Origin of the sequence: Hymenobacter siberiensis, from assembly GCF_018967845.1 — a bacterium.
GTDB classification, from domain to species: domain Bacteria; phylum Bacteroidota; class Bacteroidia; order Cytophagales; family Hymenobacteraceae; genus Hymenobacter; species Hymenobacter siberiensis.
Map to the genome: position 1 here is coordinate 1,983,666 of NZ_JAHLZZ010000001.1, position 23,934 is coordinate 2,007,599.

Sequence of the window (23,934 nt, forward strand, 5' to 3'; positions counted from 1 at the left end):
CTTCGTCGTTCAGCTGGCGAAACCTAGCCCGAAAACTTCGCTTCCAGCGTCATTTTCGGCACGGCGCTCAGGGCTTTCGATACCGGGCAGTTTTCCTTGGCATCTTCGGCGTGCTTCTGGAAATCGTCGGCCGTGATGTTGCCGCCCGTGACGTGGCCTTCGGTGCTCACGTGGATGTGCTCGATGACGGGATGGCCGTTGTTGGGGTTCATCGTCACGGTGCTGGTGGTGGTGATGTTCTGCACCGTGTGGCCGTGCTTGGTGAGCACGCTGGTCAGGTACATGGTGTAGCAGCCGGCGTGGGCCGCGCCGATGAGCTCTTCGGGGTTGGTGCCCTGTTTGCCTTCGAAGCGGCTGCCAACGGAGTAGGGCGCATTCAGCGCGCCGCTGTCGGTAGTGAGAGTGCCGCTGCCTTTGATGTCGCCGTTCCAGACGGCTTTGCCTGCATGGTCTGCCATGATGTGGTAAATGAGTAAGTGAGTAAATGAGTGAGGTAAGCTTTAGCTTGCCGTCCGAAAAAACAGCGCGGCCGTCAATTGCTAACGGCCGCAAGGTAGCGAGGTTGTCTTCCGGAAAACCGCGCATCTGGCCCAACGTACCTTCGCAGCCCTTCCAACGGCTTTTTACTTAGCATTTATGGGATTGAAAGCCATCCTGAGCCAGCCCCTGGCCCGCTACATTGCCCGGCGCTACCAACGCTGGCAGCACCGCCCCGAAACTACCCAGCGCGAGCTGTTGGCGAAGCTGACGGCCACGGCGGCTGGTACTGCCTTCGGCCGTGCTCACGACCTGGGCGGCATCCGCACGCCCGCCGACCTGGCCCGTCAGGTGCCCGTGCGCGACTATGAAGCCCTAAAGCCCTGGTTCGACCGCACGCAGGCCGGCGAGGCCGACGTGCTCTGGCCCGGCCATCCGCTGTACCTGGCCAAAACCAGCGGCACCACCAGCGGCACCAAGTACATCCCGATTACGAAAGATAGCATCCCGAACCACATTGACGGCGCGCGCGATGCCCTGCTCTACTACATCTACCGCACCGGCCGCAGTCGGTTTCTCGATGGCAAGCTAATATTCCTGTCGGGCTCGCCAGCGCTGGAAATGCATCACGGCATCCGCACGGGCCGGCTTTCGGGCATTGCCAACCACCATGTGCCCGCCTACCTGCGCCGCAACCAGCTGCCCAGCTACGAAACGAACATCATCGAGGACTGGGAAACCAAGCTGGAGCGCATCGTGGACGAAACGCTGGGCGAGAAAATGACCCTGATTTCCGGCATTCCGCCCTGGGTACAGATGTACTTCGACCGCCTCACCGCCCGCACCGGTCGGCCCATCAAGGACATTTTTCCCGATTTCAACCTCTTCGTGTACGGCGGCGTCAACTTCGAGCCCTACCGGGCCAAGCTCTTCGAAAGCATCGGCCGGCCGGTGGACAGCATCGAGCTGTTTCCGGCATCCGAAGGCTTCTTAGCCTTCCAGGACGAGCCCGGCAACCCCGGCCTGCTGCTGCTGCTGAACAGCGGCATCTTCTATGAATTTGTGCCCGCCGAGCGGTTCTTCGAGCCCGATGCGCCCCGCCTTACCATCGCCGACGTGGAACTGGACCGCAATTACGCCGTGGTGCTCACCTCCAACGCCGGCCTGTGGGGCTATTCTATCGGCGACACGGTGCGCTTCGTGAGCCTGCGCCCGCACCGCGTGGTGGTCACGGGCCGCATCAAGCACTTCCTCTCGGCCTTCGGCGAGCACGTGATAGGGGAGGAGGTGGAGCAGGCCCTGCGCGAAGTCATGGCCCAAACCCCCGAGGTCGAAGTCACCGAATTCACCGTGGCCCCGCTCGTGAGCGACGACCCCGCTATGCCCTCGCGCCACGAGTGGCTGGTGGAATTTGCCCGCCCGCCTCAGAAATTTACCACTTTTGCCGCCGCTTTAGATACGGCCCTGCGCCGCCGCAATACCTACTACGACGACCTGCGCCAGGGTAATATTCTGGTGCCGCTGCAGCTCACGCCGCTGCCCGCCGGGGCCTTCCAGCGCTACATGAAAAGCCTGGGCCGCCTGGGTGGGCAGAACAAGGTGCCGAGGTTGGGGAATGATAGGAAGGTGGCGGCGGGACTTATCGCGGCGGGGTAGAAATCCGTAACTTTAGCCATGCTCCGCCTCGATAAAACCGCTTTTCGGATTGTGCCGCTCCACTACGATGAGGACGCAGAAAACCGCGTCCGCTGGCAGGTAATGGCTTTCGCTGAAAAGCGGGAAATCGTCTGGCATTTGCAGCAACGTAAGCGTGAGCTGCATGCGCTCTGTGAGCAAGGCCGTGAACAGGACGGTAGCAACACAATGGGTAACGAACTGTCTACTTGAAAGCTGCAAAAGCTTCAAACATCATACCCAAGTATATACCAACCCTGCCAGTACGCCATTTATGGGACTTTTTGATTTTGGTAAAAAGCAGAAGAAGCAAGAAGTGGCGGATGAGCCGCTGAGAAACTACCCCCAGATGCTGACGGCCAAGCTGCTGTTTACAGATAAGCCTGCTATCAATAAAGCACGCATCACGAGCGAACTGCAAACAGCTCATCCCGGAGTTCACAGTCCCGATAGTGAAAGTGCACTGCTTTATTTCTTCCCCGATATTAAAGTGCAGTTTGAGGATGGAATTATCGCGGCTCAATGCACGATATTCCTGCCAAATGCGGGAGATGAAAAGGCAGAAGTTGCCCCCGAAGCATTACAGCAGAACTGGCATTGGGCGAAAGCTGATGAGACGGCAGCTGCTTGTCGGTACGAGTTTCTGGTTTCAGACTTCATGTCCCGGACATTGGATTATAAAGTCCGACTCACACTATTCATGGACTTTCTGGTAGCCGTTACCCGCGTGGTTGGCCCGCAGGCAGAATACTCGGTAGCGGCTCAGAAACTAATTGCGCCTGATGATTTAGTTGATTCCTGGACCAACCCTGACCAACGTCCGTTGCACGGGCTGGTAAACGTGCGCCTCTTCAATATTAGTAACGGTTCGAGCGGTGAAATCCTTATGGATACCGTGGGTTTGCATTTGCTTGGCTTGCCCGATTTCCAGATTCGCTTTGCAAATCTGGACGAGGGTGTCGTTGGGCAAGCCTTATGGAACTATGCCTACTACGTGTACGAGCATGGCGATATCATTACCGATGGCAGTACAATTCAGGGATTGACGCCGCAGTCGAAATGGAAATGCGAACGGCAAGTAGCGGCCGTTGCTCCCGAACGAGTGGTTATTCATCTGCAGCCTTCCTAAATGAACCCTGCCAAACCCGCCCTCCACGCCCTCTGCGACGCCTTCATCGAGCAGCGCATTGCTGCCGCCCGCACCGCCATGCAGGCCGCCCAGGAATCCTCCTCCTCCGAAACCAAGAGCAGCGCCGGCGACAAGTATGAAACCGGCCGCGAAATGGCCAACGCCGAGCGCGACCGCAATGCCGCCCACATGCAGCAGGCCCAGCAATTGCAAGCCGAGCTGGCCCGCATCAGCCCCGACGCGCCGTGCGATACCGTGCGCCCCGGGGCGCTGGTAAGTACCAGTATGGGGACGTTTTACCTCGGCATCAGCGCCGGCAAGCTGGAGGGGATGGATGTTTTTGGCGTGTCGCCCGCCGCGCCGGTGGCGGTGGCACTGAAAGGGCTGCGGGCGGGGGAGGAAGCCCTGTTCAATGGCAAAACCGTGCGGGTGCTGGCAGTGGAGTAGGGCTTGGTGCCCTACTTCCAGTCCCCGCCGCCGTCGGCGGGCTTGTCGTTGGCTTCGGGTCTCACCAGCTTGAACTCGACGCGGCGGTTCACCTTGGCATCTTCCTCGGTCACTTCGTCCTTGAGCGGGTGGCTGGAGCCGTAGCCGAAACTCTCGATGCGGTTGGGGGCAATCTTGCCCTTGCGCTCGATGTAGCGGCGGATTGCCTCGGCGCGGTCCTGTGAGAGCTTCTCGTTCACGTCGGGGTCGCCGCTGGTGTCGGTGTGGCCCGTGATGCTGAGCCGGAACGTGGGGTGGTCGACCAGGAACAGCGCGATGCGGTCCAGCGTGCTGTGCATGCTGGGCAGCACGGCCGCCTTGCCCTGCTCAAACTCCAGGTTCTTGAAAATCAGCGGCAGCTTGTAGTCGATGCTGTTCGTGAGCAGCGTCATCACCGTGTCGCCCTTCAGGGCAAACTGCTTTTCGACCGAGAAAAAGTCGTTGCTCTGAATCAGCATGGCGTAGTGCGAGCCCTCAATCAGCTCAAAGTCAAATGTGCCATCGGGCCGGATAAACTTGCTGGCCACCTCAATGCCGTTGTCGGTATCGATGATGCTCACGATGCCCTTCAGCGGCTTGCTGCTCACCGAGTCCATCAGCGTGCCCTCCACCTTGGTGGTGGCCAGCGGCTGTGCCTCCATCGGCAGCGGGAAGGAGTAGAGGTCGAGGTTGTTGATTTCCTGCGCCTCCGAGCGGGCGTAGTACAGGTTTTTACTCTCCCTATCGATGGTGAAATAATACTCCGACCCCTTGCCGTTCACCAGTGGGCCAATGTTCCTGGGTTCCTGCCAGCGCCCGCCCACGCGGTAGGTTTTGTAAATGTCGAAGTCACCAAAGTTCAGCAATTGCCCCCGCGAGCTGAAGTACAGCACGTGGTAGAGCGGGTGGTAAAACGGGCTCACCTCGCTCTCGCGGGTGTTCACCACCGGCCCCGCGTTCTCGGCCGGGCTCCAGCGCCCGTCGCGCAGCTTGTGGGTATAGTAAATGTCCGACAGCCCAAAGCCACCCAGCCGGTCCGAGGCGAAATACAGCGTATCCTCGCCCTGCGAGAGGGTGGGCTGCGAGTCCCAACCCAGCGAGTTCACCATGGGCCCCAGGCTTTTGGGGGCGCTCCACTTGCCGTCTTTGCCGCGCGTGGCGGTGTATAGGTCGCAGTTGCCGTGGCAGGTGGCGCACTCGCAGCGGGCAAAGTAAATGGTCTTCCCGTCCTTGCTCAGGCAGGCCGAGCCCTCGTTGTTAGGCGAGTTGATGGGCTTGGGCAGCGGCTCGGCATCGCTCCAGCTCACGCCCTCGCGGTGCGAGGTGTACAGGTCCTCGTCTACCACGCCGGTCAGCCCGCGCCGCTTGCGCTTGCTGCTGAAGATTATCAGCGAGTCGTTGCCGGCTAGTGCAGGCCCGTAGTCGGCCGCCTTGCTGTTGATGGCGTCGCCCATGCTCGTATACACGCCCTTGGGCGGGTGAAAGGTGTTAAGGTTCTTGCGGTACTCCACCAGGTCGTAGTACGTTTTCAGGGGGACGTATAGGGCAGTGTTTTTCTGCTCCAGCGAGTCGTAGTAAAGCTGCACGCGCTTGGTATCGGCGCGGCTGTGCTTCAGGGCTAGGCGGTAGTAGGCCTTGGCTTTCACCGACTGGCTGTCGCGCTCCAGCAGCTGGCCCAGCCGCCAGAGCATATTGGTGTTCTTCTCGAAATTGACCGGCCCGAACCGGGCTACGTAGTCTTCGAGCAGCAGCCGGGTCTGGTGGTACTGGCGGCGCTTTTCCGCTTTGGTAATGGCTTTTAGCGCCTTCCTGTCCTCAAAAAACGGGTATTTGTTGATATTGACGAAGTCGGGCGTGCCATCGGCCCGCAGGTGCAGCTTGCGGCTCACGCGGCTGTTGAGGCCGCGCACGCGGTAGGCGCCGGGCATTATGGCTGGCTTGGGAACTGCGGCGGCCGGGCGGCTGGTAGCGGCCTTTTTGGGCGCGGCCGAAGCCCCGCCGCTGGTGGTGTCGGCAGAAGGGGAGGCGGCGGCGGGAATCCGTTGGGTGGGCCGGCGCTGGGCCAGGGCGGTGGGCGAAGTCAGCAGCCACGCGGCCGCGCTCAGCAGCAACCAGCTTCGACGCAATAAAGCCGACATGGGTAGAGTTTTAAACATATAATATTGCGCAAGTTGCCGACAATTTAACGAATTAGCCATATTCGGCATCTGCTCCGGCCGCAGGTGCGCCGCTTTGGCGGTTTTAGCCCGCTGGCACGGCCCTTGAAGCCCAAACGCGCCGGGAAAGCGTACCTTGTATCTTCCCAACCGAAAGGCCGCAAACTGCCAATCTGGCACCTGCGGCCGCTGCTTCTGCTTTATCTCCGTTCATGCATCTGGCTTCCCTTTATTCTTCCGCTGCGGCCCCGATTCGCACATTTAGCGACGCTAACTCTCAACCCGAAGCCATCGCCATTATGGCCGCCGACCCCGACCACCTCCTGCGCGGCGACGATGCCCCGCCCACGCTGCCCTTGCTGGCAGTGCGCAACACCGTCCTCTTCCCGGGCGTGGTGTTGCCCGTAACGGTATCCCGCAAAAAAAGCGTGAAGCTGGTGCGCAAAGCCTACGCCGCCGACAAGCTCCTCGGCGTGGTGGCTCAGCTCAATCCCGATGCCGACGAGCCCACCACCGACGAGCTGCAATCCGTGGGCACGCTGGCCCGTATTCTGAAGCTGCTGGAGCAGCCCGATGGCCACATTACCATCATCCTGCAGGGCCAGGTGCGCTTCACGGTCGAAGAGCAGCTGAGCTTCACGCCGCTGGTGGCCCGCGTCAGCTATTTTCCCGAAGTATCGCTGAACCCCGAAATTCCCGGCGAGTTTGGCCTGTTGCAGGCCCTGCGCGAGGCCGCGACCAAGGTGCTGGAGCTCACGCCCGAGATTCCGATGGAAGCCCGGGCCATGCTCGATGGCATTCAGTCGCCGGCTTTTCTCACGCACTTCCTGTCCAGCAACGTGCAGCTCGACCTGCCCGCCAAGCAGCGCCTCCTGGAACTGGCCGACCCCGAAGCCCAGGCCCGCCTGCTGCTCGAAGCCCTGCTCAGCCAGGCTGAATTACTCGAAATCAAGCAGGATATCCGCTCCAAAACCCACACCGGAATTGATGCCCAGCAGCGCGAGTATTTCCTGCGCCAGCAGCTCAAAACCCTGCAGGACGAGCTGGGCCAGGACGGCACCGAGGAAGACGTGCACCGCCTCAGGGCCCGCGCCGAAACCAAGAAATGGCCCGAGGCCGTGGCGCTCCATTTCAAGAAGGAGATGGAGAAGCTGGCCCGCACCAACCCCATGGCCCCCGATTATTCGGTGAACATGAACTACGTCGAGTTCCTGCTCGACCTGCCCTGGGGCGAGTACACCAAGGATAAGTTCAACCTCAAGCAAACCAAGAAAATCCTCGACGCCGACCATTTCGGCCTCGAAAAAGTTAAGGAGCGCATCCTGGAGTACATCGCTGTGCTCAAGCTGAAGCAGGATTTAAAAGCGCCGATTCTGTGCCTCTACGGCCCGCCCGGCGTGGGCAAAACCAGCCTGGGTCGCAGCATTGCGGCTGCCATGGGCCGTAAGTACATCCGCATGAGCCTGGGTGGCGTGCGCGACGAAGCCGAAATCCGGGGCCACCGCAAAACGTACGTGGGGGCCATGCCCGGCCGCATCATCGCCCAGATTAAGAAGGCGGGTACCTCCAATCCGGTCATCATTCTCGATGAGATTGACAAGGTGAGCAGCGACTTTCGCGGCGACCCCAGCTCGGCCCTGCTCGAAGTGCTCGACCCGGAGCAGAATGCCACCTTCACCGATAACTACCTGGAAGTAGAATATGACCTGAGCAAGGTTCTGTTCATTGCCACGGCCAACTCGCTCGATACCATTCAGCCCGCCCTGCGCGACCGCATGGAAATCATCGACCTCACCGGCTACACTCAGGAGGAAAAGGTTCAGATTGCGCGCAAACACCTATGGCCGAAGCAATTGAAAGACCATGGCTTGGGCGAAACCGAAGTAAAAATCACCGATGCCGCCCTGCATCGCGTGGCCGACGACTATACCCGGGAATCGGGCGTGCGCGGCCTGGAGCGCAAGCTGGCCGCCGTAACGCGTAACCTGGCCCGCCGCAAGGCCGGCAAGGAGCTGCTGCCGGCGGTGATAGAACCGGCCGACGTGCGCAAAATCCTCGGCTCGGCCATTTTTGACCGCGACCAGTACCAGGACAACGACACGGCTGGCGTGGTAACGGGCCTGGCCTGGACCTCGGTGGGCGGCGATATTCTCTTCGTGGAAAGCCTGCTGAGCCGGGGCCGCGGCAAGCTCACGCTGAGCGGCCAGCTCGGTGATGTGATGAAGGAATCGGCCATTACGGCGCTTTCCTACCTGCGCTCGCGGGCCGATGAAATCGGCATCGACTACCGCCTGTTTGAGCAGTACGACCTGCACATTCACTTCCCCGAAGGCGCGGTGCCCAAGGATGGCCCCAGCGCGGGCATCGCCATTTTCACCAGCATGGCCTCGGCCTTCACCCAGCGCCGGGTGCGCCCGCGTCTGGCCATGACCGGCGAAATCACGCTGCGCGGCAAGGTGCTGCCCGTGGGCGGCATCAAGGAGAAGCTGCTGGCCGCCCGCCGTGCCGGTATGAAGGACATCATCCTCTGCCCCAAAAACCGCAAGGACATCGAGGAAATCCAGGAAGACTACCTCAAAGGCCTCACCATTCACTACGCCGACCGGGTGGACGATGTGCTGCGCGTGGCCCTGCTCGATGAGCTGGTGCCGCACCCGCAAAAGCTGCCCGTGCGCGACGAGCCTGTGCCCGCGCCCGGCCCCAGCGTGGAGGTGCAGTAGGGCTGTGCGGTAAGCCTTAGCTGGCACCGCAGGGCCGTGGGGGCGAATGAATACTACCAACTCCAAGGCTGCGTTCTTTCGGCTACACGGCCCTGCGGTGCCAGCTAAAGCTTACTACACACCTATTATCTTCGAACAATGAAGCACCTCTCCGCCCGCCGGATTATTGGTTTTTGTGTTGTTGGGGCTAGTCTGGCCGTGCGTTCGGTGGCCGCGCAGCAGCTGGGCGGCCGCACCGTGTTTCCGTTTCTGGACCTGCCGCCCAGCGCGCACCTGGCGGCTCTGGGCGGCATGAGCGTCTCAGACCGCAACGACGACCCCACTATGCTCTATGGCAACCCGGCGCTGCTCAATGCTGACATGGATGGCCGTCTGGCCCTGAGCTACGTGGCCTACCTCGCCGATATCAAGCAGAGCACCGCCGCCTACGTGTTCAATACCGAGAAAGCCGGGCGCTTCGGCGTGGGCATCACCTACCTCAACTACGGCAGCTTCGAGAGCTACGACCCTGCCGGCAACAGCCTCGGCACGTTCGGCGTGAACGAGTACACCGTGGGCGTGAGTGATTCCTACACCAAGGGCAAATTCACGTTTGGCGCCACCACTAAGCTGGCCGTATCCAGCATTGCGGGCAGCCGCTCGCTGGCCGGTGTGGCCGATGCCGGCGTAGTGTACAAGCACCCCACGGCTGATTTCACGGCGGGCCTGGCTGTGAAAAATGCCGGCTATCAGTTCTCGCCCTATCTTGGCACCGAGCGCGGCCGGCTGCCGCTCGATGTGCAGATTGGGGCCACCGTGAAGCCCGAGCACATGCCGCTGCGCTTCTCGCTCACGGCACATCATCTGCAGCAGTGGGACATTCAGTACCTCGACCCCAATGCCCGCGGCACCCTCGACGCCAGCGGCAACGAGAAGAAGGCCACCAAAAGCTTTGGCGACAACCTGGCTCGGCACCTCACCGTCAGCGCCGCCCTGATACTCGGCAAGGGCTTTCAGCTCCGGGCCGGCTACAACCACTTGCAGCGCCGCGAGCTGCGCCTCGACAATACCAGCGGCAGCGCCGGCCTGGCCTTTGGCGTGATGCTGAAGATTAGCACGTTTCAGATTGATTATACCCATGCCACCCTGCAGGCGGCCGGTTCCAGCGAATATTTCACCATTTCGCGCAACTTTAATTCGCTGTTTAAGAAGAAGGAATAAAGTCCCGCTTGTTTAGAACGTCATGCAGTGCGCAGCGAAGCATCTTGCTCACCGTAAGTAAACCCATCGATTGGATTGCTTATTGCGGGCAAGATGCTTCGCTGCGCTCCGCATGACGTTAGAGTTGTTTAGAAAGTCACAAAAGGTCCCCGAACGGTCATGCAGCGCGCAGCGAAGCATGACCGTTCGGGGACTTTCTAAACAGCTTCGTTCTTTCATTACCCCGTTCCCGTACACTTCCCATGCTCAACCAAGATTTTCTCACCCCGGCCCAAATCGTGGCCGAGCTCGATAAATACATCATCGGCCAGCACGAGGCCAAGCGCCACGTGGCCATTGCCCTGCGCAACCGCTGGCGCCGCCTGCACGCTCCGGCCGATATGCAGGCTGAAATTGTCCCGAACAACATCCTCATGATTGGGGCCACCGGCGTGGGCAAAACCGAAATTGCCCGCCGCCTGGCCAACCTCGCCGATGCGCCCTTTGTGAAAGTGGAAGCCAGTAAGTTCACCGAAGTGGGCTATGTGGGCCGCGATGTGGAAAGCATGGTGCGCGACCTGGCCGAGCAGTCCTTCAACCGCGTGAAGGCCCGCCGCCAGGAGGCCGTGAAAGCCCAGGCTGCCGACGCCGTGGAGGAGCTCATTCTCGATGCCCTGATTCCGGCCATTCAGCAGCCCGCTGGTGCCAAAACCGGCCTCGGCTTTGGCGGTGGGGGAGGCGATGACGTGCCCCATTCCGATGCCGAGCTCAACGAGCGTACCCGCGAGCGGTTCCGTCAGAAGATTAAAAATGGCGAGCTCGAAGACCGCAAAATCGAAATTCAGGTGGCGCAGGCCGGCCCCAGTGTGGGCATTATGGGCGCACCTCCCGGCATGGACGAGGGTACACTCTCGGGCCTGCAGGACATGCTGGGCAACATGATGCCCAAAAAGACCCGCAAGCGCAAAGTGACCGTGGCCGAAGCCCGCAAACTCCTCCTCGACGAAGAAGCCGCCAAGCTCATCGATATGGACGACGTGAAGGACGAAGCCATCCGCCAATGCGAAAATGCCGGCATCATCTTCATCGACGAGATTGACAAAGTAGCCAGCAGCGGCGTCAAAAACGGCGGCGGTGGCCCCGACGTGAGCCGCCAGGGCGTGCAGCGCGACCTGCTGCCCATCGTGGAAGGCTCGGCCGTGAATACCAAGTACGGCATCGTCAACACCGACCATATCCTGTTCATCGCCGCCGGGGCCTTCCACGTCTCCAAACCCAGCGACCTCATTCCCGAGCTGCAGGGCCGCTTCCCCATCCGTGTCGAGCTGCAAAGCCTGACTAAGGACGACTTCTTCCGCATTCTTAAAGACCCCAAAAATGCCCTCACCAAGCAATATGAGGCACTGCTCAAAGCCGAAGAGGTCGAGCTAACCTTTGAGGATGCTGCGCTGGAGCGCATTGCCGAAATTGCCTTCGAGGTCAATGCCGAGGTTGAGAACATTGGCGCCCGCCGCCTGCACACCGTCATGAGCCGCCTGCTCAACGACATCCTCTACGACGTGCCCGACAAGATTGGGGCCAACGCCCGCATCCTCATCACCGCCGCCCTCGTGAACGAGCGGCTGAATGACATGGTGAAAAACCGCGACTTGAGCCAGTATATCCTGTGAGGCGTTTCGCCGCTTTTTCCCACAAAAAAACCCCAGCCAATTTGGCTGGGGTTTTTTTATTCAATCTTGTACCTTGGTTTACTGAACGCGCACGCGCACGCGCTCCGGGATAATGGTTGTGCCATTATCGAGCGTCAGCAGGAAGTAGTACTCAATCTGGGTCGGGGCCTGCGGGTTAGTCGATACCACGGGATTAACCGTGGCAACGCCTGCCCCTACGCGGGTCCGGTACTTGGTGTAGGTATCCAGATCCGACGTGAAGGTGATGGTATTGGAGCCATTACCCGGAATTGCTACGGCCGCGCTGGTTGCCGTGTTGTAGTTGTAGAGCACGGCGGGAGCACCGGTCTGCAGGTCGCGCAGGCCGTTGTTACCCGTCGTTACTTTGGTAATCTCCTTGATTTTGCCTTTATCGGCTGGAATGGAGAACGTAATCGTGAAAGCGCCAGCGGGAGCAGTAGCGAAAAACACTGGGAAGCGCTCGAACACGTTGAAGTTCGTGACGGTCACCGGAATGTCGGCCAGGCTGGGTGCCAGGGGGTCCAGGTTATTATTATCGTAGGCCTTCTTGCAGGAAACAGCGCTTCCGGCCAGCAAAACCAAGGCGAATAAATTGATGAGATGCTTTTTCATGTCGAAAATCGGATCAGAAGTTAAACGAAGGGGCGGCTTACTGCGCCCACCACACTGGCGCGCTGGTCCGGATGTTCTTGTCCAGGCCTTCGGCGTTCGTGTTGGCGTTCAGCTCCGAGTTAGGATATGGAATGCGACGGGGGATGATTGAGGGGTCGTCGCCAGCGGCGTTCTGTACTACTGGCAAACTCGGGAAACCGGTACGGCGGTAGTCGTTGTAGGCTTCGTAGCCGTTGCCAACCCAGGCAATCCATTTCTGGGTAATAATCTGGTTCTGGGCTACCGTAGCATTGGTACTCAGCAGCGCTACCCGGGGGTTGGCCACGAAGTAAGCCGTCACGTCCGCATCGGCTACGCCAGCTTTGGTCATCGAAGCGCGAATGGCGCTCTGGTAAAGCGACTGGGCCGTGGTGCCGGCCGGCAGGGTGAATCCAGGCAGGCCCTGTACGGCCGATTCGGCTAGGATAAACAGGCGCTGGAAGTTGGTGAGCAGGCGAGCCGGAGCTTCACCGCTCGCCCCGCGGATGTACACATTGTAGCGCGAGCGGTTGGCCCGTACGGGTACTGCGTTGGGCGAGCCGTTCTGGTAGCCCGTGAAAATGCCCAGCGGAGTAGTAGTGGCTGCCGTGTTGGTGGGCGTCGTGTTGAAGTAAATCGGCAGGCGGGGGTCCCGGCGCACGCTCATGCTGTCGAGCAGACGCTGGCTTAGCATCTGGTCGTCGGGACGCGTCACGAAATTGAACTGGTACAGCGGGTTCAGATTGGTCGTCGACGTGCCGAAGGGTATCTGAAAGTCGTTGGCGTTCGTGGTGATAGCACCGGCGGCGGCCTGCGCAATGATAGGACCAGCCAACGCCGGCTCTTTCTTGCTGATGGTGTTGGCCAATTTCAGCAGCAGGGTGTTACCCATTTGCTTCCACTTGGTCAGGTCACCACCATAAACCGGGTCATCAGCAATGCTGGGCTTCAGGGTGCTGGGCTTATCGAGGTCGGCCAGGCCGTCCTTCACCAACTCAAACAGGCTCTTGATGCCTTTGGCCGTGTTGCCCTTGTAGATGTCTTCCTGCTTATCAAAGCGGGGAGTGAGGATGGCTACTCCCTGTAAGGCCTGAGAGTAGGGGATATCACCGTAGAGGTCGGTGGTGAGGGCGTAGTTGTAGGCTTGAATCAGCTTGGCAATACCGCCGTAGGCGGGGCTGTTTTTTTGCACCGCCTGGTCAATCAACAGTTTGGTGTTCACCAGCGAGCCACTGTAGAGCTCACCGTTCCACTGGTTGTCGAACGAGCCCCGGATGTTATACACATCGTAGGTAGCCGACTGGTTGGCAATGCCGGCGATGTGCTGCACCAGCAGTGAGGTGACACGGCCCAGGTCGTTGGTGTTGGCGAAACCCGTCGTGAGCAGGGTGCTCGTCAGGAGTAGCGGCATGCCCACGGCAGCAGGGCTGTTGGGATTCTGGTTCACGTCCAGAAACTCATCTTTACTGCAGCTGGTAGAAGAAAGCACGACCGTTGCTGCCAGGGCAAGGCCCCAGAATTGGTTCTTTTTCATATAGAAGAAAGTGCTCAAATTATAGTGTGAAGCGCAGGTTTACACCATAGTTGCGCGTGTTTGGCGGACCCTGTAGTTCTAGGCCACGAATGTTGCCCGCGCCCTGCGTGTTCGTCTCGGGGTCGAAGTTGGCATTGGGAGCGAAATAGAACAGGTTGCGACCCGAAAGCGTGATGCTGGCTTGGCCGAAGGGCGTTTTTTCCAGCAGGGCCTTGGGCAGGGTGTAGCCAATCGAAGCTTCGCGGAGGCGGTATACGGATGCATCGTACACGTTGAACTCGCTCTGCAGACCACCAATTGCGCCGTAGTATTGCTGCGCATCAATCTGGATGTTGTTTTCGCGGTAGCTACCGTCAGGATTGCGAATAACGCCGGGGATGACGCGGGGGGCCTCGCGGTTAACGGCCGTTTCGGCCAGGTGACCGTTCGACTTCTGCACGGCGTTGGTGAAGGACAGCAGCTGTGCACCGTAGGTAGCATCGACCAGGAACGAGAGCGACAGGCCACGGTAGCTCACGGTGTTCGTGATACCACCCTGCCACTGAGGGTTCGGGTTGGCTAGGATGGAGTTGGGAACGGTGTTGCTGTCGAAACTGCCGGTAGCCGGGTTGATGATGTAGCGGCCCACCACGCTGGGGGCGTTGGCATTGCCATTAGCGTCGGTAGCTGGTACCCGTGGAACCTTGCTGCCGATGATGATGCCGTAGGGCTGGCCGACCTGGAAGGACGGCACGCTGCCGATGAAGGCACTACCGTTTACCGAGGCGGTTATTACATTAGGAGCAATCGAGATAACCTCGTTCTTGATGTGCGTGAAGTTGGCATTGATATCCCATTTGAAATCCGTAGTACGAACGGGCGACACAATCATCAACGCCTCAAACCCCGTGTTATCTACCCGGCCTACGTTGGTAACGCGGGAGAGGTAGCCCGTCGAGCCGGGCGTGGTAACCGGAATAATCTGGTTTTCGCTAATCGTCTTGAAGTACGTCAGGTCGAACGTCAGGCGGTTGTTGAAGAAGCCCAGGTTGGTGCCTGCCTCAAACGACTTCGTGAATTCCGGGGTCAGCGTAGTGCCACCGCCCAAGGCGCTGCTGACGCCAAAGCCAGGGTAAGTGATGCCGTTAATCGTGAAGGGGAAGCTGATGTTACCCACGTTGTTGCCCAGGGAAGCCGAGTTGTAGTAGGTTTCCAGAGCGTACGTACCTGCATCCTTGCCCACACGGGCTACGTTGGCCCGCAGCTTGCCGTAAGTGAAGATGTCATTCGACAGCTTGAAAGCGTCGCTGAAGACGAAGCCTACGGTCGCGGCAGGGTAGAAGAACGTGTTGTTAGCCACGGGCAGCGTCGACGATTGGTCGGCCCGGCCGGTCAGTTCCACAAAAAGATAGTTGTTGTAGGCCAGCGAGAGCTGTGCATAGTAGCCCAACAGGCGGCGCACGGAGGAGTTCTCGCCCGAGGCGGTGAATTGCGTACCAGCCTGCGCGTTGTAGAACGGGAAAGCCAGGGCATCGGCCTGCGACTGAATGCTTTGCACCCGACGCTGGTTGATGTTCTGACCGAGCAGCAGCGAAGCGTTGAGGCCTTCGGTGACGATGTTGTCCTTCTTCAGCGTTACGAGCAGGTCACCGTTGACTTCGCTGCGGTAGATGGCTTGGTCGAGTACCTGGCCACCGGGAACCCGCGCCGAGCCGAGCGCAAAAATCTGCTTGCGACGGTCGGTGTACGTGTCCAGACCAGCGCGATAGGCCACGTTCAACCAAGGCGTTACGTCGTAGCTGAGGTTAGCTACGTTAATAAAGCGCGTCAGATTAGAGGTGGTGGGGTTGTTGCGCAGGTTAAAGTAGGGGTTGTCCGAACCCGGGAAGAAGATGTTGGCACCCGTGTTGGGGTCCTGCGAGGGCAACCCCTGCAGGTTGTAGCTGCGCGGAATAGCGGGCAGCTGGCCAAAGGCCGAGCTACCATTGCCAATCAGCGGACCTACCTGGTTGGTCTGAATAAAGCTAACGGAGCCACCGGCTCGCAGCTTGTTGATGAGCTTCACGTTGCCACCTAGCTGCACGTTGGTGCGTTTCAGGGAAGAATTCTCGGTGATGCCCTTCTGGTCGGTGTTGTTCACGTTCAGCGATACATTCTGGTCGGCATTGCCACCCACAATGTTTACCCCGTTATTCAGCACGCGGCCCTGACGGTAAAAGTCCCGGATGTTATTGGGATATGCCTCGTAAGGCAGCCTGCTGCCATCGGTCAGGAGCAGGCCGTTGGCCAGGGTTGGCGTCGTACCAAAGCGGGGGCCGAAAGAAGCTCGCGAAGCCGTGTTCACGTCGCCCAGGCCGCCGGCAGTAACCACTACGCCCTGGGTGCCCTGGCCGTAGTCGTTTTGCAGCTTGGCCAGGCCATACACGTTCGATACGTTATAGCTCGACGTCACCGTCACCTCGGTTTTGCCCTTGGCGTTGCGCCCCGACTTGGTGGTGATAATGATGGCACCCGAAGCGGCCCGCGAGCCGTAGAGGGCGGCGGCGGCCGGCCCTTTCAGGATGTTGATGCTGGCAATGGTTTCGGGGTCGATGTCGAGGGCCCGGTTCGACGTCTGGGCACCGCCGAGCGTGCCCAGCGGGCCGCCGTTGGTACGGTCGAGGTCGTTGCTAATCGGAATACCATCCACCACGAACAGCGGCTGGTTGCTGTTCTGCAGCGAAGTAATACCCCGGATGTTGATGTTGGTGGACGAACCGGCCAGGCCGCTGGCCCCGGTGATGTTTACGCCAGCAACTTTGCCCTGCAGCGCGTTCAGCACGTTGGGCTCCGATTTCTGCGAAATCTGGTCGGCTTTGATTTCCTGGGTCGCGTAGCCCAGCGAGCGTACGTCCTTCTCAATGCCAAGGGCCGTTACCACGACCTCGCTTAGTTGGCGAGTGTCCTGGGCCATCGCAATGTTTATCTGGGCGGCGGAGCCAATGGCCCGCTCCTGGGTTCCCATACCAACCGATGAGAACACGAGCGTGCCACCAGTTTCGGGCACGGTCAGGATGTACTCACCACTCACATTCGTTGATACTCCGGTCGTGGTTCCTTTCAGAAGCACAGTCACTCCGGGCAAGCCTTCGGAGGACTTCTGGTCTGTTACCTTTCCGGAAACGGTACGCGTTTGCGCCATCGCTCCGTGAAGAAGTGTAAACATGAGCATGACACTCATGAGTAAGATTTTTTTCATGGACTAAGTGTTAAGATTGAAAAAAAGTAAAAAATGGGGTAATGCTTTAAGATTATCAAAAATAAGCCATTGTTCCCATACAGTTGCCATAAAGTCAACATTAGGACATAAAATTTTATATCTGGCTTGCAAGCCTAAAGTGTAATGGGACTCCATTTGTGGCGATTGTTCAGAATTCAATAATGTAATTTCGCATGTATAAAAGTAAGTAATTATATATATTTTTTAACTGAAATATTAATCTGCCCTACTATTTTTCCAGTGCATTGATGGCGAGGGATTTGCTAGTAAAACTAGCGCAGTAGCGCTTCCACCATTTGGGCCAATGGCTCCTCCGTGCCCGTACCGGGTCGGCTGAAAAGCTCGCCCGAATGGTGGAAACAGTATTGCGCTGGTTTTGCTGGCAAATCCCTCGCCATCAATGCACTGGAAAAATAGTAGGGTAGAGTACTGAAATGTACTTCGATAATAGTCAGGGATTTGCACGGCATTACTGCCTAAAAAAGCGCCCCTGGAATTAGCAAATTCCAGGGGCGCTTTTTACTTTTTAAGCACGCTAGTTAAAGCTATGCCCTTTAGGGCAAGACTTTAGTTGCTACTCACTTTCAAGTGCTTTACAAGCCTCATCAGTCACCTATTAGAGAGTGCTTTTTGAGAAGTTGTTGAGAAAGGTCCCCGAACGGTCATGCTGCGTTGCGTGCTGCATGACCGTTCGGGGACCTTTTGTGACTTTCTAAACAACTCCTGAATCAGCTCAACGTCTAGCCAAGGGAGGACTCAGAATTTCATTCTGGCATCGCCCACTTGAGTGGCAGCCTTTCAGTCGGCTTTAGCCGGAACCAGCGAATTTCATTCGCAAATCAAACCTATGGACTGTAAGTCTATAGTCGTTTACTGTTCAGCAAGTCGCGAGTAGCGTCGAAGGACGTCTTTTTCAGTTGACCAGGGGCTGGCAGAGGGCTGGCAGATTTTCGCCGGGTTATAGGCAAACTATTGCGCAGCCCCGTTGATGAACTGCTCGGCAGGTTCTACCTGAACACGGCGATTGCTGCCAAAGGCGCGTTAAGCAGCGAACTGGCCAATAGCGTATTGTCAGTCGAAACCGGCGTGAGGACGATGCGCCGACCGTCTTTCAGCACGTACTCGAAGGTGAATACAATGGCGTCGTTCCGCACAATGCGGTTATTTAGCGTGAGAACAGTCGGATTGGCCAGAACGGCGAGGGTGCCCGGTATGGCATTGGGATACAAGTCCTTAAGCGCCTGCTGGCTGGTGAGGCTGATGGTAGCCGGGAAGCTGGTGAGGTCCGCGATTTTCACCCGGGGGCCAAACGTAGTACCCCGCCGGAAGCTCTTGTACACTTCAACGGTCTGCAGCTCGGCGTATCCCTGCGACGGGTTCACGACGAACTCAAACCCGGGCCGGGTATAATAGTCGGGCCGGGAAGAGAGGCTGTCAATTCGGATTTGCTCGGACAGCTGGCTCCTTCTGAAAGGAAAAAAGGACTTGGTGGCGTTTACTTCCGGGATAATCAGCGGAACGCTTTCGTTTTTGGGCTCGGGAAGCTTACTGCTCTCGCGGCAAGACGACAGCCCCGCAACTGCCGAGAGCAGCAGCAGGAAACTGGCAAAGTAGTTTTTCATGAATCAATAAAGATGAAGTCAGGGATTAAAGAGAAGGGAACCGCTTCCTACTTGTCCCAGAAAATGGGCGCGGTCACGTCGCGCTGGGAGCGGGGAGAGTTCGGGTTCAACGTCAGGTCGTTGGTGGGGTAGTACAGGCGCAGGGGAAACGGGCCGTTGGCCCGGGTAGCACCGTCGTCTACCAGCAGGCCGCTGTTGGGCGCGCTCAGCGATACGGCCTCGCGCGATACCCGGATGGTGGGGTGGCCGGTGCGGCGGAAGTCGGTGTACACATCTACGCCGTAACCGAAACTCGCCACGTACTTCTCGTACATGATTACCTCCAGCTTGTCCTCGGCCGAGGGCGCGTTATCGAACCGGGCCAGGGCGCTGGTTTTGTAGGTTGTGATGCTGGCGGCCGGAATAACGGGGCTGCCATCAGCCGTAGCAATGGCATTCACTTTGTTGAAGGAGGCCTGCACGGCGGCGTCGAAGGCGGTGCGGGCGGCTACTACGTCGTTGTATACCGTCAGGCGCAGCTCGGCTTCGGTGTATTTGCGGCTGTAGTACGTGAGCAGGCGCTGGGGGGCTTCCGCCTTGCCCGAGGTGGTGCCGGTTTTGCCACCCTTACCGTCGTCGTAGCGGCCGCCTACCGGGTACAGGCCTTGCACAGTCTGAACACTGGCCGTAGTAGCCACGCTGGCGTACTGGCTCGACGTGCCGGGGCGCACCGTCACGAAGCTGGGGTCCAGCGGGCTGATGTAGTCCTGATTAGTCGTCGTGGTGCCGGCGGCCAGCTGGTTGAAGAAGTAATAGGGCTTGCGCGGGTCGTTCAGCGTCAGCATGCCTTCGTAGAAATACCGGCCAATGCGATTTTCCGGGTTGGCGTTGTAGTCGGTTACGTAGCCGGGGTTGCGGTTGTCAGGGTTGGTGGTGTTGAGGTAGCCCAGCTGAAAGTCACCAGTCTCCTCCATGAGCGGGCCAGTCAGCAAAGGGCCAACCTGGCTCTGAACCGTGGTCGCCGTAGTGGTTTTGCGCAGCTGGTTGTAGAGCTTCAGCTTGAGGGTGCGGCCAAAGCGGGCCCACTTATCCAGGTCGCCTTTGTATATGAGGTCAACGGCACTCAAAGTGGGTTTGGTTGGCACGGAGCCGGGCTTGGCCAGGTTGGCCAGGCCCTCATCGATGAGCGAGAACAGGCCCTGAATGGTGGTCGTGCCGTTGTAGATATCCTCGTCCTTGTCGAAGCGCGGGGCCGGGTTCACTTCGCCCTTCAAGGCTTCCGAATAAGGAATATCGCCCCATACGTCTACCATCTGGCTGAACACGTAGGCTTTCTGGAGCTGGGCAATGCCCACGTAGTTCCAGCGCTGCTCGGTGGTGCCCTGCGTGATGATGCGCTCATTGTTGATGAGCACGCCGCGGTAGAGGCCCGCCCACTCGCCGCTGAACGCGTCGCCGGTCTGCTGGAAGTTGCCGATGTTGCGGGTGTTGTACAGCTGCTGCATCAGGGCCATGGTGTACTGACTCAGGCCGCCGATGTTGTCGCCCAGGTACTCAGCCATGTTCACCTGCGCCACGGGCAGCAGGGAATTCAAATCCACTGCCGTCGGGGTCAGGGGGTTTACGTTGACGTTATAGAAATCTTTGCAGCCCGGGGCCACGGCCAACGTACCAGCCGAAGCCAGTATCAGGCAAAATTTAAAAAGTTTCATAGGACAAAAAGCCGAAATCAATCAAATAATTAGAAGTTCACCCGCACGTTCACGCCGAAGCGCTTGGTGGTCGGTGCGTTGGTGAACTCGTAGCCCTGCTGGTTGCTGGCGCCGTAGGTGCTGGTCTCGGGGTCGAAATTGCTGTTCTTGGGCAAGTTGGGCGAGTACCACCAGATGTTGCGGGCCGAAACGGAAATGTTGACGAGGCTGAACGGCGTTTTGCCGAGGAAGCCTTTGGGCAGGTCGTAGCCCATCGAAACCTCCCGCAGCCGCACCGTAGTAGCGTCGTAGATGGACTGTTCGTTATAGCCGTTAGAAGCCGCGCCGCCGCCCACGCCGCCGCTGGAGAAATACAGGTCGTTGACCGTGATGGCCGTCGTGTTGCGGATAACCGTACCGCTGGCGTCAACTGCGGCCTTCTTGGTCACCGGGTCCCACCGAACGCCGTTGAGTACAACCAGGCGGTTGCGGTCCTCGGTATCCTTCGTTACCCCGCGGCCCAGCTCTTCCTGCAGCGTGGTTGCATACAGCGAGCCACCCTTGCGGTAGTCCACCAGCACGTTCAGCGTGATGCCTTTGTAGGTGAACTGGTTGATGAAGCCCATCAGGAAGTCGGGGTTGGGGTTGCCGATAACCTTGAGCTTCGGCGACAGAATCAGGCGGCCATCCAGCGGGTTGATGTACAGCTCGCCGTTGGCATCGCGCACGGGTGCCGTGCCCAGCAACACGCCATAGGGCTGGCCGGGAATGTGCACCGACCGCACACTGCCGGCAAACGTGTTGCCCAGGATGAGCGTGTCGCCGTTGTCCGTGGTGCGGGCAATTATGTTACGGTTGCGGCTAAAGTTGAACGTGCTGCTCCAGCGGAAGCCTGCCACATCCACCGGCACGGCCGTAAAGGCTACTTCGAAACCCTTGTTGGTGATTTCGCCAAAGTTGGTCTGGGCGGCACCATAGCCGGTGGCCGAAGGGTAGGTTATCACCCCAATCAGGTTCGTGGTGCGTTTGTCGTAGTATGTACCGTTGAACGAGATGCGGTTGCGGAACAATGCCAGCTCGGTACCTACTTCTAACTCAGACGTAAATTCCGGGGTCAGTTTGGCATTGTTTACCACGCCACTGATGCCGATGCCGGGCACGCCCTTGAAAGGCAGGGAAGCGCTGGGGTTGGTGACATAGCCCGTGGGGCCGGATGCGTAGGCCGGTGCATCGCGGCCCACGCGGCCGTAAGCGGCGCGCAGCTTAAGCAGGTCGAGCCAGCGGTAATCCAGCTTCAGGGCTTCGTTCAATACCAGCGAGCCAGCGGCACTCGAATAGAAGAAGGAGCGGCCCGTATTGCCGATGACCCCGTTCTTATTAAGAGTCGACGAGAAGTCGTTGCGGCCCGTCACGGTCACGAAGGCGAAGTTCTTGTAGCCAACGGTGGCGTTGCCCAGCAGGCCCATCAGGCGGCGCTCGGCGTAGGCATACCCGTAGGTGCTTTTCTCCGTGGTATTCTCAATGTTGTCGATGCCAAACGTGATGATGCCTGTGCCGAGGTAAGACTTGCCTTCGTACTTGCGGGCGTTGATGTTCTGGCCCACGCTGGCGGTCAGGCTGATGTCCTCGGTCAGGTTCTTGTTGAAGTTCAGCAGGGCAGTCTGCTCAAACTCGGTATTTTGAATGTTATCCTCAATTATCTGGCTCACGCCCCGGTTGGCCAGCGAGCCGGGCCGGATGGTGCTCGACCGAATGTCAGTGTAGGAGTTGATACCGCCGGTATACGTCAGCGACAGCCAGTCTTTAAAGGCATACGACAGGCCCACGCTGCCCACCACGCGGTCTACGCGCGATTTGTAGATGGCATTCTCCACCGACCACAGGGGGTTGTCGGCTTGGGTGGTCAGCCAGGCAAACACGGGGCCTTTCGTCACCGGGTCTTGGTAGGGGAGGCCCTGTAGGTCGAGGCTACGGGTGAGAAACAAGGTGCGGGCAAATGCCGAGGCACTGCCGGAAGCCGAGTTGTTGGCGCCCACAATAGGACCCTGCTGGTTGGTGTTGGTATAAGCAACGTTGCCATTTACGGTCAGCTTATTGAACCGGCCCGAACCGCCCGCGCTGATGTTGTTGCGCACAAACGACGAGTTGGGGATGGTGCCCTGCTGGTCGGCCCGCGAGATAATGGTCGAGAAGGTTGAGTTGTCCGAAGTGGAGCTCAGCGAAACCGAGTTTTCGTACAAGTTACCCGTTTTGAAGAAGTCTTTGACGTTGTTGGGGTAGGCCTGGTACGGAATGCGCGTACCCGCCGGAATGTTCGGAAAGTCCACGTTGCCGGCCTGGGGGTGTTCGATGGTAGCTGGCGCGCCCTGAGCAGCATTGCCAAACTCGGGGCCCCACGAGCCGTTGGCCGCAGAGTTCACGAAGTTGGCACCCGCGCCATACTTGTTCTGGTAGTTTGGCAGCGCCGCTACCTTTTCAATGGCATAGCCCGTGGTGTAGCCTATCTGAATGCCCTTGGCCCCACGGCCGCCGCCGCCGGTTTTGGTCGTAATCACGATAACGCCGCCGGCGGCCCGCGAGCCGTACAGTGCCGCCGCCGCCGCTCCCTTCAGCACATTGATGGACGCAACGTTGTTCGGGTCCACGTCCGACGTCCGGCTGGAGTAGGAGGCGCCGTTCACCAGTGGGCTGTCCGATTCCGTCTGGGTGTTGTCGTAAGGCACTCCATCCACAACAAACAGGGGCTGGTTATCGCCAAAAAACGAGGTGTTGCCCCGAATGGTAATGCGCGAAGACGCACCGGGTACTCCGCTCGAGCTCAGGATGTTCACACCCGGCACCTTGCCGGTGAGGGTGCGCAGCAGGTCGGGCTCCGATTTTTGCACAATCTGCTCGGCCTTTACCTCCGAAACGGCAAAGCCCAGGGCGCGCTTCTCGCGCGAGATGCCCAGGGCCGTTACCATTACTTCGTCCAGCTGCTTGTTGTCAAGCGCCAACGCAACATTTACCGGCCCACTGGCCCCAATGGCCTGGTCGGTAGTAATGTAGCCCAGGTACTTAAATTGCAGCGTAGTGGCCGTAACAGGCACATTCAACTCAAATTTGCCATCGGCATCGGTCGCAGTGCCCGTGGTGGTGCCTTTCACGATAACGCTCACCCCGGGTAGGCCTTCGTTATTGGTTTTGTCGAGCACGCGGCCCGATACCTGCCGCGTTTGCGCCCAGCTCCGCCCGGCCAGGGTTAGCAGCAAGAGCAGGCTTAATAGTAAGGTTCTCTTCATCGAGTTGTAATAGTGGGTGTGTGAAAAAAAGAGGGAAAAAATATGGGGGTGGCAGTTTAAAAAGATGAAAGTACGGCATTTGCCGAAAACGTCCCAACAGTAGCGCTGCGATATTTCGCTTTAACAATCCTTTAGCTGCTGAGGGCTCGCTTCCGCAGCAGTTCGATAAGTGGCGGCTGCGTCATTGCGCTAACTATAAAGGAGTAATGAAAAGCAGTGCTTTAAATTGTATTTTTTATATATTCAATAGTTGTCCTGGGGGCATAGGATGATTACCGCTGCAGCACGGCAACTGGCCCGTCTGGCCAATTGTATCCTCAAAACCTGACTACTGGCCACACCTATCCTGACCATGATGGATTCATGAATTATCGAGGTGCCCAGCCAGAATTACGTGCTTTATGCCCCGATTTACTCACAGGGCTCCGATGAAATTAATCTTCATCCCGGCCCGCTCTTATTAGGAGC

General features: G+C 58.7%; 15 protein-coding genes. 7 read left to right on the forward strand and 8 right to left on the reverse strand.

Going from position 1 to position 23,934, the window contains the following annotated elements; all coding sequences use genetic code 11:
* Window positions 1–23 precede the first annotated feature (23 nt).
* Window positions 24–458, reverse strand: coding sequence for an OsmC family peroxiredoxin (locus KQ661_RS08610; protein ID WP_216680246.1), 435 nt, complete (start codon window positions 456–458; stop codon window positions 24–26).
* A gap of 178 nt (window positions 459–636) precedes the next feature.
* On the opposite strand from KQ661_RS08610, the gene KQ661_RS08615 reads away from it, so the two are divergent.
* From KQ661_RS08615 to KQ661_RS08630, 4 genes are all read left to right on the forward strand, one after another.
* Window positions 637–2,133, forward strand: a complete 1,497-nt coding sequence (locus tag KQ661_RS08615; RefSeq protein WP_216686178.1) for a GH3 family domain-containing protein — start codon at window positions 637–639, stop codon at window positions 2,131–2,133.
* An 18-nt stretch (window positions 2,134–2,151) separates the two neighbouring features.
* Entirely contained in the window at window positions 2,152–2,364 is a 213-nt protein-coding gene (locus KQ661_RS08620) for a hypothetical protein (RefSeq protein ID WP_216686179.1), read from the forward strand.
* A gap of 61 nt (window positions 2,365–2,425) precedes the next feature.
* Complete coding sequence (locus KQ661_RS08625) at window positions 2,426–3,280, forward strand: DUF4261 domain-containing protein (RefSeq protein WP_216686180.1); 855 nt, start codon at window positions 2,426–2,428, stop codon at window positions 3,278–3,280.
* A complete protein-coding gene (locus KQ661_RS08630) occupies window positions 3,281–3,727 on the forward strand; it encodes a 3-oxoacyl-ACP synthase (protein ID WP_216686181.1) in 447 nt (148 codons plus the stop codon).
* Between the two features lie 11 nt (window positions 3,728–3,738).
* Here the strand turns inward: KQ661_RS08630 and KQ661_RS08635 are convergent, their stop codons facing one another.
* Window positions 3,739–5,871, reverse strand: a complete 2,133-nt coding sequence (locus KQ661_RS08635; protein WP_235726947.1) for an OmpA family protein — start codon at window positions 5,869–5,871, stop codon at window positions 3,739–3,741.
* A 329-nt stretch (window positions 5,872–6,200) separates the two neighbouring features.
* Between KQ661_RS08635 and lon the strand changes: the two genes are divergently transcribed.
* The 3 genes from lon (at window position 6,201) to hslU (ending at window position 11,470) form a co-directional block, all read left to right on the forward strand.
* Entirely contained in the window at window positions 6,201–8,621 is a 2,421-nt protein-coding gene (lon, locus tag KQ661_RS08640; protein ID WP_216690639.1) for an endopeptidase La, read from the forward strand.
* Between the two features lie 138 nt (window positions 8,622–8,759).
* The gene (porQ, locus tag KQ661_RS08645; RefSeq protein WP_216686182.1) at window positions 8,760–9,821 is read left to right on the forward strand and encodes a type IX secretion system protein PorQ; all 1,062 of its coding nucleotides are present in this window, start codon (window positions 8,760–8,762) and stop codon (window positions 9,819–9,821) included.
* 242 nt (window positions 9,822–10,063) lie between these two features.
* Window positions 10,064–11,470: an ATP-dependent protease ATPase subunit HslU gene (gene hslU / locus KQ661_RS08650; protein ID WP_216686183.1), complete on the forward strand. Its 1,407-nt coding sequence runs from the start codon at window positions 10,064–10,066 to the stop codon at window positions 11,468–11,470.
* 78 nt (window positions 11,471–11,548) lie between these two features.
* Here the strand turns inward: hslU and KQ661_RS08655 are convergent, their stop codons facing one another.
* From KQ661_RS08655 to KQ661_RS08680, 6 genes are all read right to left on the reverse strand, one after another.
* Complete coding sequence (locus tag KQ661_RS08655) at window positions 11,549–12,103, reverse strand: hypothetical protein (RefSeq protein WP_216686184.1); 555 nt, start codon at window positions 12,101–12,103, stop codon at window positions 11,549–11,551.
* A 37-nt stretch (window positions 12,104–12,140) separates the two neighbouring features.
* A complete protein-coding gene (locus tag KQ661_RS08660; RefSeq protein ID WP_216686185.1) occupies window positions 12,141–13,655 on the reverse strand; it encodes a SusD/RagB family nutrient-binding outer membrane lipoprotein in 1,515 nt (504 codons plus the stop codon).
* A 19-nt stretch (window positions 13,656–13,674) separates the two neighbouring features.
* Window positions 13,675–16,872, reverse strand: a complete 3,198-nt coding sequence (locus KQ661_RS08665) for a SusC/RagA family TonB-linked outer membrane protein (RefSeq protein WP_216686186.1) — start codon at window positions 16,870–16,872, stop codon at window positions 13,675–13,677.
* A gap of 1,028 nt (window positions 16,873–17,900) precedes the next feature.
* On the reverse strand, window positions 17,901–18,515 hold the full coding sequence (locus tag KQ661_RS08670; RefSeq protein WP_216686187.1) for a hypothetical protein: 615 nt from the start codon (window positions 18,513–18,515) through the stop codon (window positions 17,901–17,903).
* A gap of 47 nt (window positions 18,516–18,562) precedes the next feature.
* Complete coding sequence (locus KQ661_RS08675; protein WP_216686188.1) at window positions 18,563–20,206, reverse strand: SusD/RagB family nutrient-binding outer membrane lipoprotein; 1,644 nt, start codon at window positions 20,204–20,206, stop codon at window positions 18,563–18,565.
* A gap of 29 nt (window positions 20,207–20,235) precedes the next feature.
* Window positions 20,236–23,466, reverse strand: coding sequence for a SusC/RagA family TonB-linked outer membrane protein (locus KQ661_RS08680; RefSeq protein ID WP_216686189.1), 3,231 nt, complete (start codon window positions 23,464–23,466; stop codon window positions 20,236–20,238).
* Window positions 23,467–23,934: the final 468 nt, after the last annotated feature.

What these genes read in the sequence shown, in the direction of transcription:
- KQ661_RS08610 (WP_216680246.1), bottom strand. Translation starts at nt 458, where the DNA reads ATGGCAGACCATGCAGGCAAAGCCGTCTGGAACGGCGACATCAAAGGC.
- KQ661_RS08615 (WP_216686178.1), top strand. Translation starts at nt 637, where the DNA reads ATGGGATTGAAAGCCATCCTGAGCCAGCCCCTGGCCCGCTACATTGCC.
- KQ661_RS08620 (WP_216686179.1), top strand. Translation starts at nt 2,152, where the DNA reads ATGCTCCGCCTCGATAAAACCGCTTTTCGGATTGTGCCGCTCCACTAC.
- KQ661_RS08625 (WP_216686180.1), top strand. Translation starts at nt 2,426, where the DNA reads ATGGGACTTTTTGATTTTGGTAAAAAGCAGAAGAAGCAAGAAGTGGCG.
- KQ661_RS08630 (WP_216686181.1), top strand. Translation starts at nt 3,281, where the DNA reads ATGAACCCTGCCAAACCCGCCCTCCACGCCCTCTGCGACGCCTTCATC.
- lon (WP_216690639.1), top strand. Translation starts at nt 6,201, where the DNA reads ATGGCCGCCGACCCCGACCACCTCCTGCGCGGCGACGATGCCCCGCCC.
- porQ (WP_216686182.1), top strand. Translation starts at nt 8,760, where the DNA reads ATGAAGCACCTCTCCGCCCGCCGGATTATTGGTTTTTGTGTTGTTGGG.
- hslU (WP_216686183.1), top strand. Translation starts at nt 10,064, where the DNA reads ATGCTCAACCAAGATTTTCTCACCCCGGCCCAAATCGTGGCCGAGCTC.
- KQ661_RS08655 (WP_216686184.1), bottom strand. Translation starts at nt 12,103, where the DNA reads ATGAAAAAGCATCTCATCAATTTATTCGCCTTGGTTTTGCTGGCCGGA.
- KQ661_RS08660 (WP_216686185.1), bottom strand. Translation starts at nt 13,655, where the DNA reads ATGAAAAAGAACCAATTCTGGGGCCTTGCCCTGGCAGCAACGGTCGTG.
- KQ661_RS08665 (WP_216686186.1), bottom strand. Translation starts at nt 16,872, where the DNA reads ATGAAAAAAATCTTACTCATGAGTGTCATGCTCATGTTTACACTTCTT.
- KQ661_RS08670 (WP_216686187.1), bottom strand. Translation starts at nt 18,515, where the DNA reads ATGAAAAACTACTTTGCCAGTTTCCTGCTGCTGCTCTCGGCAGTTGCG.
- KQ661_RS08675 (WP_216686188.1), bottom strand. Translation starts at nt 20,206, where the DNA reads ATGAAACTTTTTAAATTTTGCCTGATACTGGCTTCGGCTGGTACGTTG.
- KQ661_RS08680 (WP_216686189.1), bottom strand. Translation starts at nt 23,466, where the DNA reads ATGAAGAGAACCTTACTATTAAGCCTGCTCTTGCTGCTAACCCTGGCC.